Below are 16713 nucleotides of genomic sequence, written 5' to 3'. Positions count from 1 at the left end.
CACACTATGACTTACTTTTCTGGACTGAACCCAGACTTTGCGAAAATTAATCTCGCAGCCCCAGCTTATTCGCCCGAAGTGGACGCCGGGAGGCCCGACTTTCGGCGCCGCGGGCAGGGGTCAGCTGCCGAACGGGGACGCGCTGTTGGAGTACCGCGCGAAGTCGCCCTGCGCCCCGCTGTAGACGTTGAGGTCGACGTCGCCGTTGACTCCGGGGATGCGCCCGGTGCTGGTGTACTGCCAGAACGTCCAGTTGCCCCAGCCACCGGGAAGCGGACCGGGGACGTTCTGACCGTTGTAGTCGGCGATCCACAGCGGGTATCCCGCGAACTCGGTGGTGTTCGCCATCGCCGTCCGCCAGAAGGTCGGGTACGTGTAGATGATCGGCTGACGTCCCGTGAGCGACTGGACCGTGTTCAGGTAGCGGTGCGTCCAGTCGATCAGGGCCGCGGGCGGCAATCCGTTGGACACTTCCAGGTCGAGAACGGGCGGCAGGTCGCCGGGACCGTTGATGCCCAGCACCACCGTCGAGTAGAACGTGGCCTGCGCCTCGGGCGACTGCGCGGGGTCGGCGTAGTGGTACGCGCCCCGCGCGACCCCGGCCACCCGCATGGCGAGGCAGTCCTGCACGAAGTACGGATTGACGTAGTTCAGGCTCTCGGTCGCCTTGACCATCGAGAAGTCGTGGCCGGCGTTGCGGACGGCGAACCAGTCGATCGGCGACCCTCCTGGGTGCTGCCACGACGCGACGTCCGGACCTCGGACGGGTTCGGCTGCGGCATTCCCCGGCAACGCGGCCGCGAGCGCCCCGGCGAGCAGTAGTGGTGCGATCTTGGAGAACCTTCGGACCTTCACCCCGATAGCCATGCGCCCGAGGGTAGTGCCTTCCCCCCGCCCGCACGCGCCAACGGGAATCACTTCGTCACATACGCCGCCTGCCGGAGTGCCTCGCCGCGGGCGGCCCGTCCCGGCGCCGTCGATGCGTTGATCGCGAGCACCGACAGCAACTCGTACGCGACGTGCGCCGCCGCGATGCCGGTGATCTCGGCGTGGTCGTACGCGGGCGCAACCTCCACGATGTCGGCGCCGACCACGTTCAGGCCGACGAGTCCGCGCAGCGTGTTCAGCAACTCGCGGGACGTCATGCCGCCGGCCTCGGGTGTTCCGGTGCCCGGCGCGTGCGCGGGATCGAGGACGTCGATGTCCACCGACACGTAGACCGGACCGCCGTCGAGCCGTCGACGCATCCGTTCGACGATGCTGGCGACGCCGTCCACCTCGTAGTCGTCGGAGCGGATCACCTGGAAACCGAGAACGGCGTCATCCTCGAGGTCCTTCTTGCTGTACAGCGGACCGCGGATGCCGATGTGCTGCGACCGCTCGAGGTCGATCAGCCCCTCCTCGCCGGCCCGCCGGAACGGGGTGCCGTGCGTGAACGGGGCGCCGAAGTAGGTGTCCCACGTGTCCAGGTGCGCGTCGAAGTGCAAGACGGCGATCGGACCGTGGTCGCGGGCGAGGGACCGCAGGATCGGCAGGGCGATGGTGTGGTCGCCGCCGAGCGTCAGCACGGTCGAGCCGTCCTTGCGCAGGTCGGTGACGGCGCCGTCGACGGTGGCCAGCGCCTCCTGGATGTCGAACGGGTTGACGCCGATGTCGCCGAAGTCGGCGACCTGCTGCGCCGCGAAGGGGTGCACGTCCAGGGCCGGGTTGTACGGACGCAGGAGCTTCGACGACGCGCGGATGTGGCCCGGACCGAAGCGCGCGCCGGGGCGGTAGCTCACGCCGGAGTCGAACGGGACGCCCATCACCGTGACGTCGGCGCGGGACACCTCGTCGAGCCGGGGAAGGCGGGCGAACGTGCTGGGCTCGGCGTAGCGCGGGGTGCGGGTCGCGTCGACGGAGCCCTGGATGCGGGACGCGTCGATTGGGCCCTGGATGCGGGACGCGTCGATTGGGCCTTGGATGCGGGACGCGTCGATTGGGCCCTGGATGCGGGACGCGTCGATTGGGCCCTGCATTTCGTCATTGGTCATCGGAAATCCTTCGGTGTGTGCCGGGGACGTGGCTTCGTCGTATCGTTTCCTTGGAACACATTCTTGTCAACACCTGTTTCCTATACGAGACACAAAGAAGGATCGATGCATGGCGAACGAGCTCGCAACCGAAGGTGCGTCGAGCGTCGACGCACCCAGGATCGGCCCCCGGCTCAAGGCGGCCCGGCAGGCTCAGCGCCTCACCCTCGACGAACTGGCCGCCGGCTGCGGCATCACCAAGGGGTACCTGTCGAAGATCGAACGGGATCATGCGAGCGCGTCGGTGGCCACGCTGGTGCGGATCTGCGCCGCACTGAACATCCCCGTCGGATCGTTGTTCGAGAACTCCGCCGCAGGCGAGGTGGTCCGTGCCGACGCGTATCCGCCGATCAGCTTCGGCGGCGAGCGCATGGCCGAGTTCCTGCTCACCCCGTTCGGCGAGCGCCGCATCCAGTCGCTTCTGAGCCGGATCGAACCCGGCGGCGGCAGCGGCTCCGAGACGTACGAACTGCCCGTCGACGTCGCATTCGTCTACGTCGTCTCGGGCCGGATCGGCATTTCCTTCAACGGAGCGGAGACCGGGGAGGACGTGTCGCTCGCGACCGGGGACGCCTTCACCTTCTCACCGCAGTTGCCGCACAGCTTCCGCGCGCTCGGCGACGAGACCGCGACCGTGCTGTGGATTCTCGCCCCCGCACTCCCGGACGACGTCCGGCCCACGTCCCGATAGGAAACAACCCAGCGGTTTAGGAAACATGTGTTGACAGTCACGGCTCCCGCGGTCATTGTTGTCTGCGTCACTCCACCGCTCAGGAGATAAAAGTTGGACATCACCAGGATTTCTCCGCGCCCGCCGGGGCTGGCCGGCGCGCTGCGTGCCCGCAAATCGGTCGAGGCGATCGTGGCGCGCAACGACCAGGAACCCGGCCACGGACTCAAACGATCCATGGGCCTGGTGCACCTCACCGCGCTGAGCATCGGCGCGTCGCTGGGGACGGGCATCTTCGTCATCCTCGGCGAGGCCACACCCAAGGCCGGCCCCGCCGTGGTCCTGGCGTTCGTGCTCGCCGCGTTCACCGCACTCTTCTCCGCCCTCTCCTACGCGGAACTCGCCGGCAGCATCCCCGTGTCGGGCAGTTCCTACTCGTACACCTACGCGACGATGGGCGAACTGTTCGCCTGGATCTGCGGCTGGTGCCTGATGCTCGAGTACGGCGTCTCGGTCGCGGCCGTCGCCGTCGGCTGGGGTGAATACATCAACGAACTGCTGCAGGGCATGTTCGGCATCGCGCTCCCCACCGCGATCAGCGAATCACCGGGAGCGGGCGGCGTCGTCAACGTGCCCGCCATCGTCATCGTGCTCGTCGCGGTGGCCCTGCTGACCCGCGGCGCGTCCGAGAGCGCCCTGGTGAACACGATCATGGTCGCGCTGAAGATCCTCGTGCTCGTCTTCTTCTGCGCGGTCGCGTTCACCGCGTTCCGGGCCGGAAACTTCGCGCCGTTCATGCCCCTCGGCGCGGCGGGGGTGACGGCCGCGGCGTCCCAGGTGTTCTTCGCCTACATCGGCTTCGACGCCGCCTCGACCGCGGGCGACGAGGCGAAGAACGCCAAGCGCGACCTTCCCCGGGCCATCATCCTCTCGCTGCTGATCGTCACGATCCTCTACTGCCTGGTCGCGATCGCGGCCGTCGGCGCGATGCCCTGGCAGGACATCGCGGGCGAGGGCGCCGCACTCGCGACCATCCTCGACGCCGCCACCACCAGCACATGGCCCGCCGTCCTCCTGTCCGCGGGCGCCGTGATCGCCATCGCGAGCGTCGTCCTCGCCGTGATGTACGGGCAGACCCGGATCCTCTACGCGATGTCGCTCGACGGCCTCGTGCCGCGGGTCTTCTCCCGCGTGAACCCGCGCACCCGGGTGCCCGTCGTGAACATCGTGGTCGTCGGCGGTCTCGTGTCCGCGCTCGCGGGATTCGTTCCGCTGGGCGAACTGGCCGACGCGACGAGCATCGGCTCACTGTTCGCGTTCATGCTCGTCAACGTCGCGGTCATCATCCTGCGCCGCCGGCACCCCGACCTGCACCGCAGCTTCCGGACCCCGCTGTTCCCGCTGATGCCCGTCCTCGGCGTCGTGTTCTGCGCGCTGCTGCTGTTCGGCCTCGGTGTCTCGACGTGGGTGGCGTTCGCCCTGTGGATGGTGGTGGGGCTCGCCATCTACTTCGCGTACGGCGTCCGCAAGTCCGAACTCCGCAACAGTCCGGAAGCAGTGGAGGCACGATGAGGGCGGCACTGTTCCAAGGTCCCGAACTGTCCTCCGACGTCGCGGCGAACCTCGCCGCCCTCGCCGCCGCCGCCCGGACGGCGGCAGCTTCCGGGGCGTCCATCCTCGTCTGCCCGGAAATGGCGGCCACCGGCTACAACATCGGACCCCTCATCGCGGAGCGCGCCGAACCCGCCGACGGACCGATCGCCGCACGGGTGACGGAGATCGCCCGCGAGTCCGGCATCACCGTCGTCTACGGCTACCCCGAGTCGGACGGGGGCGTCGTCTACAACAGTGTGCAGGTGGTGGATTCGTCCGGAACGTCGGTGGCGAACTACCGCAAGACCCACCTGTTCGGCGAACTCGACCGCACCCACTTCACCGCCGGTGACGAACTGGTGGTCCAGTTCGACCACGACGGAATCCGGTGCGGAATCCTGATCTGCTACGACGTCGAGTTCCCGGAAGCCGTTCGCGCACATGCCGACCGCGGCACCCAATGGCTCATCGTCCCCACCGGGCTGATGAGCCCGTACGAATTCATCGCCGAGACCGTCGTCCCCACGCGGGCGTACGAGAGCCAGCTGTTCGTGACGTACGTCAACCGGTGCGGCACCGAAGCCGTCCTCGACTACTGCGGGTCCAGTTGCGCAATCGCACCCGACGGCACCGAACTCGCCCGGTCCGGCCGCCACGAGGAACTGGCGATCGTCGATCTCGACGTCGCCGACCTCCACCGATCCCGCCGCGAGAACACCCATCTCGACGACCGACGCCTCGACCTCTACCCCTTCCTGCAGGAGAAGACTTCATGACGATCCCCGTCACCCCGGACAGCACCGCCGCGGACACGGACGTCCCGCCGCTGACGATGTTCGGGCCCGATTTCCCGTTCGCCTACGACGACTACGTCACTCACCCGTCGGGCCTCGGTTCGGTGCCCGCCGACCGGCACGGCACCGAGGTGGCCGTGATCGGCGGCGGACTGTCCGGGATGGTCACCGCGTACGAGCTGATGAAGCTCGGCCTCAAACCGGTTGTCTACGAGGCGGATCAGATCGGTGGCCGGATGCGGTCGCAGCCGTTCGAGGGACACCCCGAGGTGGTGGCGGAGATGGGCGCGATGCGGTTCCCACCGTCGTCGACGACGCTGTTCCACTACCTCGACGCCACCGGGCTGCGGACGGAGGCGTTCCCCAACCCGCTCGCCGACGCCACCCCCAGCACGGTCATCGACCTCAAGGGCGAAAGCTACTACGCGCAGCACCTCGACGACCTGCCGCCCGTGTTCCGGGAGGTCTCCGACGCCTGGCAGCGCACGCTCGAGGACCACGCCGAACTGATCCCGCTGCAGCAGGCGATCCGCGACCGCGACACCGCCGAACTCAAACGGATCTGGAACGACCTCGTGGTCCGGCTGGACGATCAGACGTTCTACGGTTTCCTCGCCTCGTCCAAGCATTTCGCGTCGTTCCGGCACCGGGAAGTGTTCGGGCAGGTCGGTTTCGGAACGGGCGGCTGGGACACCGACTTCCCCAACTCGATCCTCGAGATCCTGCGCGTGGTGATCACCGCCGCCGACGACCACCACCGCGGCATCGTCGGAGGGTCACAGCAACTGCCGCTGCGCCTGTGGACGGACACCCCCTCGGGGATCGCGCACTGGCCGGGCGGCACGTCGGTGCGCTCGCTGAACGGCGGGAGCACCCGGCCGCGGGTCACCGAGGTCCGCAGGACGGCGCCGCACCGGTTCACGGTCACCGACTCGTCCGGCGAGATCCGCACCTACCCGGCCGCCGTCTTCACGGCGCAGAGTTGGATGCTGCTCAACAACATTCACTGCGACGACGACCTGTTCCCGATCGACCATTGGACCGCCATCGAACGCACCCACTACATGGGGTCGACGAAGGTGTTCGCCCTCGTCGACCGCCCGTTCTGGAAGGACAAGGACCCGGCGACCGGCCGCGACCTCGTCAGCATGACCCTGACCGACCGGATGAGCCGCGGCACCTACCTCCTCGACCACGGCGACGACAAGCCCGGCCTGATCTGCCTGTCCTACACGTGGTCCGACGATTCGCTCAAACTCCTGCCGCTCGACGCGACGGAGCGGATGAACCTGATGATCAAGTCGCTGGAGGAGATCTACCCGGGTGTGGACTTCCGCAGCCACGTCATCGCCACCCCGGTGACGCTGTCGTGGGAGACCGAACGCGACTTCATGGGTGCGTTCAAGGCGAACCTCCCCGGCCACTACCGGTACCAGGAACGGTTGTTCAGCCATTTCGTGCAGGACGAACTCGACCCGCGGCACCGCGGAATCTTCCTCGCCGGCGACGACATCTCCTGGACCGCGGGCTGGGCGGAGGGCGCCGTGCAGACCGCCCTCAACGCCGTGTGGGGCGTGATGCACCACCTCGGCGGTGCCGCCCCGGCCGACAACCCCGGCCCGGGCGACCGGTACGCCGACCTCGGCCCCATCCGCCTCTGCGACTAGCGCCCGTGAGTACTTATTAACGTCCGGCGGTTAATAAGTACTCACGGGGCGCTAGCCAAGCCAGTCCAAAACCGCAGCGGCCGTCCACGACTGCTGCATGCTGCCGAGGGGCTGACCGGTGAACGGCTCGTAGTATTCGGCGAAGCTGCCGTCGCTGGCTTGCCGCAGCCCCTCGGACCGCAGCAGGTGCGCGCGCTCGGCCCATCCGCGGCGGGCGAAGGCCCAGGAGAACAGCCACGTCATCACCGGCCACACCGGACCGCGCCAGTACTCGCGGGGGCGGAAGTCGCCCGACACCGGCGACGTCGACGGCGGCACGGCGTACCGGAGGTCGGGGTGGCCGCAGAACTTCGGGCCCTCGAATGTGCGGAGCAGGGCGCGTTCGGCGTCGCGGCTCAGGCCGCCGCACAGCAGGGGCGAGAACATCGCGAGGGTGTCGGTGGAAATCCACCGGCCGCTGCGCAGATCGAAATCGCGTGCTACCCCGGATCGTTCGTCGGTGGTCGTGAGAACACCCTGCCGGAACCGGGCCGCCCACCCGTGCAGATCCCGGACGTCCGCGTTCGGCATCGAGTGTTCCTCCCCGATGGTCGCGAGCACCTCGCATGCCATCGAGAACACGGCGCTGACGAACACGTCCTCGACGGCGAAGCTCATGGCGGTGGCCAGTTCCGCGTCGTCGTAGCGGACGGTCTTCATCTCCTCGAGCAGCCACAGGTAGCGGTCGTATTCGCCGTTCGACGGCCGCTGTCCCGTGTCGGTGACGTGGGACAGGTCCTCGCGCAGATACGCGGGCATCGCCCCGGCCACGACGTTGGCGTACGAGTGGTCCCAGCGCGGCGAGTTGTCCATGCCGGACTCCCAGCCGTGGTACAGCGCGATCCGGCCGTTGCCGTCGAGGTCGCGGGCGTTGGCCAGCCAGCGGTGCCAGCGCACGAGGTCGGGCCAGCGGCGGTCGAGGAACTCCTCGGCGACGGCGCGGGTGCTGCGACCGTGCCTGCGCGAATGGTCGAGGATGCGCTGCACGGCGATGGCGTGCACCGGGGGCTGCGTGATGCCCGACGTCTGCGTTCCGCTGGGCGCATGCGCGGCGAGTGTCCCGCACTCCCACCGGGCGGGTCCGGGGAAGTATCCGTCGACGCCGTTGGCGAACACGATGTGCGGGATCATGCCGTTCTTCCACTGCGCCGACAGCAGGGTGTCGAGTTCGACGACGGCCCGCTCCACACTCAGCGGTGCCAGTCCGACCGCGACGAACGCGGCGTCCCAGCTCCACATGTGCGGGTAGAGGCGCGGCGCGGCGCTCGTCATGGTGCCGAGGTCGTTGCCGCGAAGCAGGTACGCGGCACGTGCCGCGAGCTGTGTCGGGGTGAATCCGCGGTCCGCCATTGCACCATTCTGCTGCGGGTCGGCTCACATCGCTCGTCGGATGGGGGTCAGCCCGCGAATCCGCACAACGTCAGCGTCGGCCGCGAGTTGCGCAGCGGCGGCAGATCCGACAGTCGGCGGAGCGCGGCCGAACCCCACAGGCCACGGCCGAGGGGCAACGGGACCTCCCGGGCGAACGCAATGCCCGGCACCCGGGCGGGCAGTTCCGCCGCCTCGCCGGCGGACAGGTGGAACGGCATCGGCGGGACGGTGTATCCGCCGCGAATCTTCAATTCCTTCTGCGTCTTCCGGCTGAACCATTTCGGCACGGAGTCGAACAGCATCCGGCCGCCGGGGAAGCGCCGGGCGCAGTCACCGATCAGGGACAGCGACGCCTCGGCGGGGAGGTACATCAGCAGTCCCTCCGCCGACACGAACACGCCCCGGTCGGGGTCGACGTGGTCCATCCAGGACCGGTCGAGTGCCGACTGCGCGAGCGTGGTGACGTTCGGCTCGTCCGGCAACAGTCGCCGACGCAGCGCGATCACCTCGGGCAGGTCGATCGACACCCACCGGACGCCGGGGTCGGCGATCCGCCAGTAGCTGGTCTGCAGTCCCTCCCCGAGGGCGACGACGGTGCCGCCGGGGTGGTCGGCGAGGAAGGCCCGGATCTGTTCGTCGAAGGCCCGCGCGCGGAGAGCGTGGGATTGGCTCGGCTTGCCGAACTGCTCGTACGGATAGTCGAGGGTCTCGTAGAGCGTCACGGCGCGGGGGTCCGCGAACTCGGTGTCGGGGCGCGCTGCATCCACGGCGCGGTTGCGGAGCGTCCACATCATCGTCGCGGACACCCCGGTCAGGGTGGTCGCGTCCACCCGTGGCCGACCTCCGTCCGTCATGTCGCCTCCGTTTCCCCGTGCCGTGCGATGCGGTTTTCACTCAATCACTTTTCGGGACGTATGTGGGGCTCACCTACATGCGCGGGAATACGGTAGGGGGGTATGGTAGTTATACAGATGGACTCGTTACCCCGAAGAGAGGCAGAACTGTGAGCACCTCGAGCGTCACCGTGACCGGCATGACCTGCGACCACTGCGTGTCCTCCGTCACCGAGGAGATCAGTGCCCTCCCCGGCGTCACCTCCGTGGATGTCGACCTGGCCACCGGCACGGTCGTCATCGACAGCACCACAGACCTCGATCCGAGCGCCGTCGAGGGTGCCGTCGAAGAAGCCGGGTATTCACTCGCCGGCTGAGCCGGCACTCCAGCACCGCCGGCTGAGCCGGCACTCCACTACAGGAGCCCACCATGAACGCAACCGGCAAGTTCGCCGGATTCACCGTCGGTCTGGTCGTGATCTTCGGCGCCGCGCTCGCGCTCGGGTCGGTCGCCGGCCCGGATGTCGCCGAGCCCGCCGCGCACTCGACCGGAGACGCCGCGCACTCGACCGGAGACGACGGGCACGGAGCGGCCGGTCACGACGTCGCAGGGCATGACGCCGTAGCCGACCCCACCCCGGGCGGACTGACGCCCACCGCGGACGGCTACACCCTCGAACTCGCCGCCGACCAGATCACCGCCGGCCCGGCGGTCCCGGTGCAGTTCCGGATCACGGACCCGTCGGGGGTACCCGTGACGGACTACACCGAGGAGCACGAGAAGCCGCTGCACCTGATCGTCGTGCGCCGGGACCTCGCCGGCTTCCAGCACGTGCACCCCACGCTCGACGCGTCCGGCACCTGGACCGTCCCCCTCGACGTCGCCCGCGGCGGCGACTACCGCGTGTTCGCGGACTTCACCCCGGCCGGCGGAGACGGGCTCACCCTGGGCACCGACCTGCGGGTCGCGGGCACGTACGACCCGCAGCCACTGCCCGCGCCTACACCGACCGCCACCGTGGACGGCTACACCGTGACCCTCGACGGCGCAATCCGGCCAGGAGAGACGTCGAACGTGACCCTCTCGGTGAGCCGCGACGGACAGCCCGTCACCGATCTGCAGCCGTACCTCGGCGCCTACGGTCACCTGGTGGCGCTGCGCACCACCGACCTCGGCTACCTGCACGTTCACCCCGACGGGCATCCCGGCGACGGCGGTGCGGGCCCGGGGATCGACTTCGCGGTCACCGCACCCAGCGCGGGCGACTACCGGCTGTTCCTGGACTTCCAGCACGCCGGCGTCGTCCACACCGCCGAGTTCACCGTGACCGCCGGACCGGAGGAGGAGTGATGACCCGCCCGACCGACATCGCCGCACCGCCCGATTCCCAGATCGAACTGGCCATCGGTGGCATGACCTGCGCATCGTGCGCCAACCGCATCGAACGGAAGCTGAACAAACTCGACGGCGTCACCGCGACCGTCAACTACGCGACGGAGAAGGCCCGCGTCCACTACGACGCCGCCGACGTTTCTCCGGAGGACCTCGTCGCGACGGTGGAGCAGGCCGGATACACGGCCCGGCTGCCCGAGGTGAAGCCCCCGGCCCCGGAGGACGAAGACCCGGCGGCGGAGCTGCGGCAGCGGCTGCTCGTGTCGGCGGTGCTGACGGTGCCGGTCATCGCGATGGCGATGATCCCGGCGCTGCAGTTCACCAACTGGCAATGGCTGTCGCTCACCCTCGCGGCCCCGGTGGTGGTGTGGGGTGCGTGGCCGTTCCACAAGGCCGCCTGGACGAATCTGCGGCACGGCACCGCGACCATGGACACGCTGGTGTCGATGGGCACGCTGGCCGCGTTCGGCTGGTCGCTGTACGCATTGTTCTGGGGTACCGCCGGCATGCCGGGCATGACGCACCCCTTCGAGCTGACGATCGCGCGGGTCGACGGGACCGGCAACATCTACCTGGAGGCCGCGGCAGGCGTCACCACGTTCATCCTCGCCGGCCGCTACTTCGAGGCCCGCGCCAAACGCCGGGCCGGAGCGGCGCTGCGGGCGCTGCTCGAACTGGGCGCCAAGGAGGTGTCGGTGCTGCGTGACGGCACCGAACAGCTGATCCCCATCGACCGCCTCGAGGTCGGCGACCTCTTCGTGGTCCGTCCCGGCGAGAAGATCGCGACCGACGGCGTCGTCGTCGAAGGCTCGTCGGCGGTGGACGCGTCGATGCTGACCGGTGAATCCGTGCCCGTCGAGGTGTCGCCCGACTCCGAGGTCGCGGGTGCCACGGTCAACGTCGGCGGCCGAATCGTGGTTCGCGCGAGTCGTATCGGAGCCGACACCCAGCTCGCGCAGATGGCGTGGATGGTCGAGGACGCGCAGACCGGCAAGGCCGAGGTGCAACGCCTCGCCGACCGGATCTCCGGCATCTTCGTGCCGATCGTGATCGCACTGTCGGTCGCGACCCTCGGATTCTGGATCGGCACCGGCGGTTCCGTCGCGGCCGCGTTCACCGCCGCCGTCGCCGTCCTCATCATCGCGTGCCCGTGTGCGCTCGGGCTCGCCACCCCGACCGCCCTGATGGTGGGCACCGGACGCGGCGCGCAGTTGGGCATCCTGATCAAGGGACCGGAGGTGCTGGAATCGACCCGGCGCGTCGACACCGTGGTGGTCGACAAGACCGGGACCGTCACCACCGGCACGATGTCGCTGCACGACGTGGTCGCCGCCGACGGTCAGGACGAGGAGCAGGTTCTCCGGTTCGCCGGCGCACTCGAGCACGCGTCGGAACACCCCATCGCACGGGCGATCACGCGCGCCGCGACGGAACGGCTGTCGACGCTCCCGGACGTCGACCAGTTCACCAACGTCGCCGGACTCGGCGTCCAGGGAATGATCGACGGGCACGCTGTGGTCATCGGCCGCGCGAAGCTGCTCCGCGACTGGTCGCTGCATCTCACCCCCGAACTGCAGCGCGCCGTCGACGCGGCCGAGGCGGACGGCAAGACCGCCGTCGGGATCGGCTGGGACGGCACGGCGCGCGGCGTCCTGGTGGTCGCCGACACCGTCAAACCGACGTCCCGCGAGGCGGTGTCGCAGTTCCGCGAACTCGGACTCGCCCCGATCATGCTCACCGGCGACAACAAGTCCGCGGCCCGGACCATCGCCGACCAGGTGGGCATCGACGAGGTGATCGCCGAGGTGCTGCCCCAGGACAAGGTCGACGTGATCAAGCGCTTGCAGGCCGAGGGCAAGGTGGTCGCGATGGTCGGCGACGGGGTCAACGACGCCGCCGCGCTCGCGCAGGCCGATCTCGGTCTTGCCATGGGCACCGGCACGGACGTGGCCATCGAGGCCAGCGACCTCACGCTGGTGCGCGGCGACCTCCGGGCCGCGGCCGACGCGATCCGGTTGTCGCGCAAGACGTTGAGCACGATCAAGGGCAATCTGTTCTGGGCCTTCGCCTACAACGTCGCGGCGTTGCCGCTGGCCGCGGCGGGTCTGCTCAATCCCATGCTGGCCGGCGCCGCCATGGCATTCTCGTCGGTGTTCGTCGTGAGCAACAGCCTGCGACTGCGCCGCTTCCAGCCCCTGACCACTCCCACCCGAGGGGAACACTCATGACCGAGCAACCGCACAGCGACCAGGACCACACCGACCAGAACCACACCGACCACGACCACACCGCCGGCCACGGGTACATCAGCGCCAAGGACGACTACCTCAAGCGATTACGCCGCATCGAGGGTCAGGCGCGGGGCCTCCAGCGGATGGTCGAGGACGAGAAGTACTGCATCGACATCCTCACCCAGGTGTCCGCGATGACGAAGGCGCTGCAGGCCGTCGCGCTCGGACTGCTCGAAGATCACATCAGCCACTGCGTCGTCGACGCCGCCGTCGCGGGCGGCTCCGAGGCCGACGCCAAGATCAAGGAAGCCACCGACGCCATCGCGCGTCTCGTCCGTTCCTAGGGGTGGAGCATGTCGCACGCGCACGGCCCGGAGACACGAGAGGTATCTGCCACACCGACGACCTCCGACAAGCACGCCGGTCACGGCGCGCACGGCGAAGTGTTCCGGCGGAGGTTCTGGATCAGCCTGGCGTTGTCGGTGCCGGTGGTGGTGTTCAGCCCCATGTTCGCCGACCTCCTCGGCTATACGGTCCCCGATTTTCCCGGTGCGTCGGAGATTCCGCCGGTGGTCGGCACCGCGATCTTCTTCTACGGCGGCGCACCGTTCCTCACCGGCGCGTGGCGTGAGCTGAGATCTCGGCGGCCGGGCATGATGCTGTTGATCGGCATGGCGATCACGGTCGCGTTTGTCGCATCGTGGGTCACCACGCTCGAGATCGGCGGGTTCGACCTCGACTTCTGGTGGGAGCTGGCGCTTCTCATCGTCATCATGCTGCTCGGGCATTGGCTGGAGATGCGGGCGCTGGGGTCGGCGTCCGGCGCCCTCGACGCACTCGCCGCACTGCTGCCGGACACCGCCGACCGGGTCACCGACGACGGCGTCACCGAGGTGCCGGTCTCCGAACTCGCCACCGGCGACCTCGTGCTCGTGCGGGCCGGGGGCCGCATCCCCGCCGACGGCACCGTCGCGGACGGCCGCGCGGAGGTCGACGAGTCGATGATCACCGGCGAATCCAACCCCGTCCCAAGGTCGGTCGGTGACACCGTGGTCGCCGGGACCGTCGCCACGGACAGCGCGTTGCGCATCCGGGTGGGCGCCGTCGGCGAGGACACCGCCCTCGCCGGCATCCGACGGTTGGTCGCCGACGCCCAGTCCTCCTCGTCCCGCGCGCAGGCGCTCGCCGACCGCGCCGCGGCGTTCCTGTTCTACTTCGCTTCCATCGCAGGGCTTCTCACGTTCGTCGTGTGGTCGATGCTCGGCAACGTGGACGAGGCCGTGGTCCGGACCGTCACCGTCCTGGTGATCGCCTGCCCGCACGCGCTCGGTCTGGCGATACCCCTCGTGATCGCCATCTCCACCGAGCGCGCCGCGAAGGCCGGTGTGCTGGTGAAGGACCGATTGGCGCTCGAACGAATGCGGAGCGTCGACGTCGTCCTGTTCGACAAGACCGGCACCCTGACCCAGGGCCGGCATGCCGTCACCGGGCTGGCCGCGACCGCCGGTGTCGGCGACACCGAACTGCTCGCCCTCGCCGCGGCGGTGGAGGCGGACAGCGAGCACCCGGTCGCGCGGGCCATCGTCGCCGACGCGGCCGCGAAGGTGCCCGCCGAGTCCCGCCGCACCGCCACCGACTTCCGGTCGCTGCCCGGGCGCGGGGTGCGCGCGAACGTCGACGGAACACAAGTAGCGGTCGGCGGTCCCGCGATGCTCGCGGAGCTCGGAGTGACAGTCCCCGAAGACATCACGTCGATCACTCGATCCTGGGTCGCCCGCGGCGCCGCCGTCCTCCACGTGGTCCGCGGCGGCCGGGTGCTCGGTGCGGTGGCGCTCGAGGACGCCGTCCGCGAGGAGTCCCGGCAGGCGATCGACGCCCTGCACACGCGGGGCGTGACGGTCGCGATGATCACCGGCGACGCCCGCCAGGTCGCCGACGCCGTGGCCGCCGACCTCGGGATCGACGAGGCGTTCGCCGACGTGCTGCCGGAGAACAAGGACGCCGAGGTGGCTGCGCTGCAGCAGCGCGGTCACCGGGTCGCGATGGTCGGCGACGGGGTCAACGACGCACCCGCACTCGCCCGCGCCGACGTGGGCGTCGCGATCGGGGCCGGCACGGACGTCGCCATCGAATCAGCCGGCGTCGTGCTCGCCTCCGACGACCCCCGCGCGGTGCTGTCGATCATCGACCTGTCGCTGGCCAGTTACCGCAAGATGTGGCAGAACCTGTTGTGGGCCACCGGGTACAACATCATCGCCGTCCCCCTGGCCGCCGGCGCGCTCGCGTTCGCCGGGGTCGCGATCTCCCCCGCGGTCGCGGCGATCCTGATGTCGGTCTCCACCATCGTGGTCGCGCTCAACGCCCAGCTGTTGCGAAGACTCGATCTGAATCCCGAACGGCTGCGCGGGAACCGGCCGTGACGGCCGCAGGCTCGGATCCGTGGAGTCGTCGCAGGGCCGCGACGAGCCCGTCGACCGAGTCGGTGACCGCGGCGACGTAGGCGTCCGGACGGATGACCCACACCTCACCGGGAGCGGCACCCAGTGCGGCGGTGAGGACTCCGGTGGTGTCGATCTCGGACAGCCGGGCGATCCGGATCGGCGTGTGCACCGCGCCCAGGGCCGCGCCGCGGATCTCGTCGACGTCCACACCGTCACCGGCGAGGAGCAGGACGCCGTGCCGGGCGATCTCACGCAGGCGGGTCACGCCGCCACCGCGCAGCGTCACCGGGGTGTCGGGCACGAGGATTCCCGGCGCGGCGGCCGGCGTGCTGCCACGCTCGGGTCGTCCCGCGAACGGACGACCCAGATCGGCTGTGGTCAAAGATGATTCGACGTACCAGAACGGTTCGGCGAGACGACCGCTGTCCACCTGCGCGCGTGCCTGCGGGTCGGTGACCGCCGCGGTGAGCACGTCGCGCCGGTGCCGGTGCTGTTCCTCGGACTGGGGGACGAGGAAGTCCATTGTCGCCGTGGTGACGGCGATGTTCTCGACGGCGGCCGCGTGCCGCTCGGTGTGGTACGTCTCGAGCAGCGATTCGTCCGCCCAGCCGCGCAGGACGAACGCGAGTTTCCACGCGGCGTTCTCGGCGTCGGCGACGCCCGAGTTCAGGCCGCGGGCACCGAACGGTGACACGATGTGGGCGGCGTCGCCGGCGAGCAGCACCCGGTCGACGCGCATCCGGTCGGCGACGCGGGAGTGGAAGCGGTACACCGATTTCCACACGATGCGATAGTCGGTGTCGCCGATGATCTTCCGGATCCGCTCGTCCAGCGCCCCCGACCGTTCCTCGGCCTCTAGGTCGTAGTCGCCGGGCACCTGCCAGTCGATGCGGAACGTCGAGTCGGGGCACGGGTGGATGAGCACCTGGCGGCCCGGGTTCCACTCCGGGTCGAAGTAGAAGCGGCGTTCGTCGGCCCAGCCGGGGATGTCGGCGGCGATGTCGCAGATCAGGAATTTGTCGTCGAACGAGCGGCCGTCGAATGTGACGCCCAGTTGCTGCCGGATCGCGCTGCCCCGCGACCCCACCGCGACCACCGCGTAGTCCGACTCGATCACGCGATCACCGTCGTCGGTGCGACAGGTGATGGCTACACCGGTCTCGTCCTGATCCACCGAGACGGCCTCGTGCCCCCAGCGGACGTCGATCGACGGCGACGCGGCGATCTGCTCGTCGAGCAGTTCCTCCGTGCGGGCCTGCGAGATGTTGACGAACGGCGGGAACGACGAGATGCCGCGGTCGACGAACGTCTGCGCGAACAGCTCGTGGTCGCGGTGGAACGTGCGGGCGCATCCCCACGTCACACCCTCGTCGGCCAGTTTCCGGCCGACGCCGATCGCGTCCCACACCTCGAGGACGTCCCGTTGCTGGCAGATGGCCTTCGATCCGATCGGGTCGCGTTCGGCCCGCGCGTCGAGCAACGTGACCGGTATGCCCCAGCGGGCGAGCAGCAACGCGGTCGTCTGCCCCACCGGGCCGTTGCCCACGACGGTGACGGTGCCGCCGCGGGTGTGTCGTCTTCCCATGATCCTCGCCTTATGAGTGTGAAA

14 protein-coding genes are annotated in these 16713 nt (G+C 69.3%); 9 read left to right on the top strand and 5 right to left on the bottom strand.

Annotated features, from left to right (window positions below; translation table 11 throughout):
• Nucleotides 1-120: 120 nt before the first annotated feature.
• Nucleotides 121-867 (bottom strand): glycoside hydrolase family 25 protein, encoded by a 747-nt coding sequence (locus tag ACFTWF_RS04650; protein WP_378460095.1) that lies wholly within the window; start codon nucleotides 865-867, stop codon nucleotides 121-123.
• Nucleotides 868-914: 47 nt separating this feature from the next.
• Nucleotides 915-2033 (bottom strand): agmatinase, encoded by a 1119-nt coding sequence (gene speB, locus ACFTWF_RS04645; protein WP_378460094.1) that lies wholly within the window; start codon nucleotides 2031-2033, stop codon nucleotides 915-917.
• A gap of 109 nt (nucleotides 2034-2142) precedes the next feature.
• Here speB and ACFTWF_RS04640 point away from each other — a divergent pair, with 109 nt between their 5' ends.
• The 4 genes from ACFTWF_RS04640 to ACFTWF_RS04625 all read left to right on the top strand — a co-directional run bounded on the left by ACFTWF_RS04640 (nucleotide 2143) and on the right by ACFTWF_RS04625 (nucleotide 6796).
• Nucleotides 2143-2763, top strand: a complete 621-nt coding sequence (locus ACFTWF_RS04640) for a helix-turn-helix domain-containing protein (RefSeq protein ID WP_378460093.1) — start codon at nucleotides 2143-2145, stop codon at nucleotides 2761-2763.
• Between the two features lie 93 nt (nucleotides 2764-2856).
• Nucleotides 2857-4314, top strand: coding sequence for an amino acid permease (locus tag ACFTWF_RS04635; protein ID WP_378460092.1), 1458 nt, complete (start codon nucleotides 2857-2859; stop codon nucleotides 4312-4314).
• Nucleotides 4311-5111: a carbon-nitrogen hydrolase family protein gene (locus tag ACFTWF_RS04630; protein ID WP_378460091.1), complete on the top strand. Its 801-nt coding sequence runs from the start codon at nucleotides 4311-4313 to the stop codon at nucleotides 5109-5111. Before ACFTWF_RS04635 ends, ACFTWF_RS04630 begins: the two co-directional genes overlap by 4 nt.
• The gene (locus tag ACFTWF_RS04625) at nucleotides 5108-6796 is read left to right on the top strand and encodes a flavin monoamine oxidase family protein (RefSeq protein ID WP_378460090.1); all 1689 of its coding nucleotides are present in this window, start codon (nucleotides 5108-5110) and stop codon (nucleotides 6794-6796) included. Before ACFTWF_RS04630 ends, ACFTWF_RS04625 begins: the two co-directional genes overlap by 4 nt.
• 51 nt (nucleotides 6797-6847) lie before the next feature.
• Here the strand turns inward: ACFTWF_RS04625 and ACFTWF_RS04620 are convergent, their stop codons facing one another.
• Both ACFTWF_RS04620 and ACFTWF_RS04615 read right to left on the bottom strand, forming a co-directional pair.
• A complete protein-coding gene (locus ACFTWF_RS04620; RefSeq protein WP_378460089.1) occupies nucleotides 6848-8185 on the bottom strand; it encodes an amylo-alpha-1,6-glucosidase in 1338 nt (445 codons plus the stop codon).
• Nucleotides 8186-8232: 47 nt separating this feature from the next.
• Nucleotides 8233-9060 carry a class I SAM-dependent methyltransferase gene (locus ACFTWF_RS04615; RefSeq protein ID WP_378460088.1) on the bottom strand — a complete coding sequence of 276 codons (828 nt, stop codon included), beginning with the start codon at nucleotides 9058-9060 and terminating at the stop codon, nucleotides 8233-8235.
• A 149-nt stretch (nucleotides 9061-9209) separates the two neighbouring features.
• On the opposite strand from ACFTWF_RS04615, the gene ACFTWF_RS04610 reads away from it, so the two are divergent.
• The 5 genes from ACFTWF_RS04610 to ACFTWF_RS04590 are packed head-to-tail and all read left to right on the top strand — an operon-like array spanning nucleotide 9210 to nucleotide 15083.
• Nucleotides 9210-9416 (top strand): heavy-metal-associated domain-containing protein, encoded by a 207-nt coding sequence (locus ACFTWF_RS04610; RefSeq protein WP_378460087.1) that lies wholly within the window; start codon nucleotides 9210-9212, stop codon nucleotides 9414-9416.
• A 53-nt stretch (nucleotides 9417-9469) separates the two neighbouring features.
• Nucleotides 9470-10390: a hypothetical protein gene (locus ACFTWF_RS04605; protein WP_378460086.1), complete on the top strand. Its 921-nt coding sequence runs from the start codon at nucleotides 9470-9472 to the stop codon at nucleotides 10388-10390.
• Nucleotides 10390-12660, top strand: coding sequence for a heavy metal translocating P-type ATPase (locus tag ACFTWF_RS04600; RefSeq protein WP_378460085.1), 2271 nt, complete (start codon nucleotides 10390-10392; stop codon nucleotides 12658-12660). The genes ACFTWF_RS04605 and ACFTWF_RS04600 overlap by 1 nt, the downstream gene beginning before the upstream one ends.
• Nucleotides 12657-13007, top strand: a complete 351-nt coding sequence (locus ACFTWF_RS04595; protein ID WP_378460084.1) for a metal-sensitive transcriptional regulator — start codon at nucleotides 12657-12659, stop codon at nucleotides 13005-13007. Before ACFTWF_RS04600 ends, ACFTWF_RS04595 begins: the two co-directional genes overlap by 4 nt.
• A gap of 9 nt (nucleotides 13008-13016) precedes the next feature.
• Nucleotides 13017-15083 (top strand): copper-translocating P-type ATPase, encoded by a 2067-nt coding sequence (locus ACFTWF_RS04590; protein WP_378460083.1) that lies wholly within the window; start codon nucleotides 13017-13019, stop codon nucleotides 15081-15083.
• Here ACFTWF_RS04590 and ACFTWF_RS04585 read toward each other — a convergent pair.
• Entirely contained in the window at nucleotides 15019-16689 is a 1671-nt protein-coding gene (locus ACFTWF_RS04585; protein WP_378460082.1) for an FAD-dependent monooxygenase, read from the bottom strand. The two genes, ACFTWF_RS04590 and ACFTWF_RS04585, sit on opposite strands and share 65 nt — an antisense overlap.
• Nucleotides 16690-16713 lie beyond the last annotated feature (24 nt).

It is taken from the genome of Rhodococcus sp. NPDC056960, assembly GCF_042674125.1.
Classification (GTDB): Bacteria; Actinomycetota; Actinomycetes; order Mycobacteriales; family Mycobacteriaceae; genus Rhodococcus_F.
Note: the sequence above shows the minus strand (reverse complement) of the source record. Positions and strands in the feature narration are given on the sequence as shown.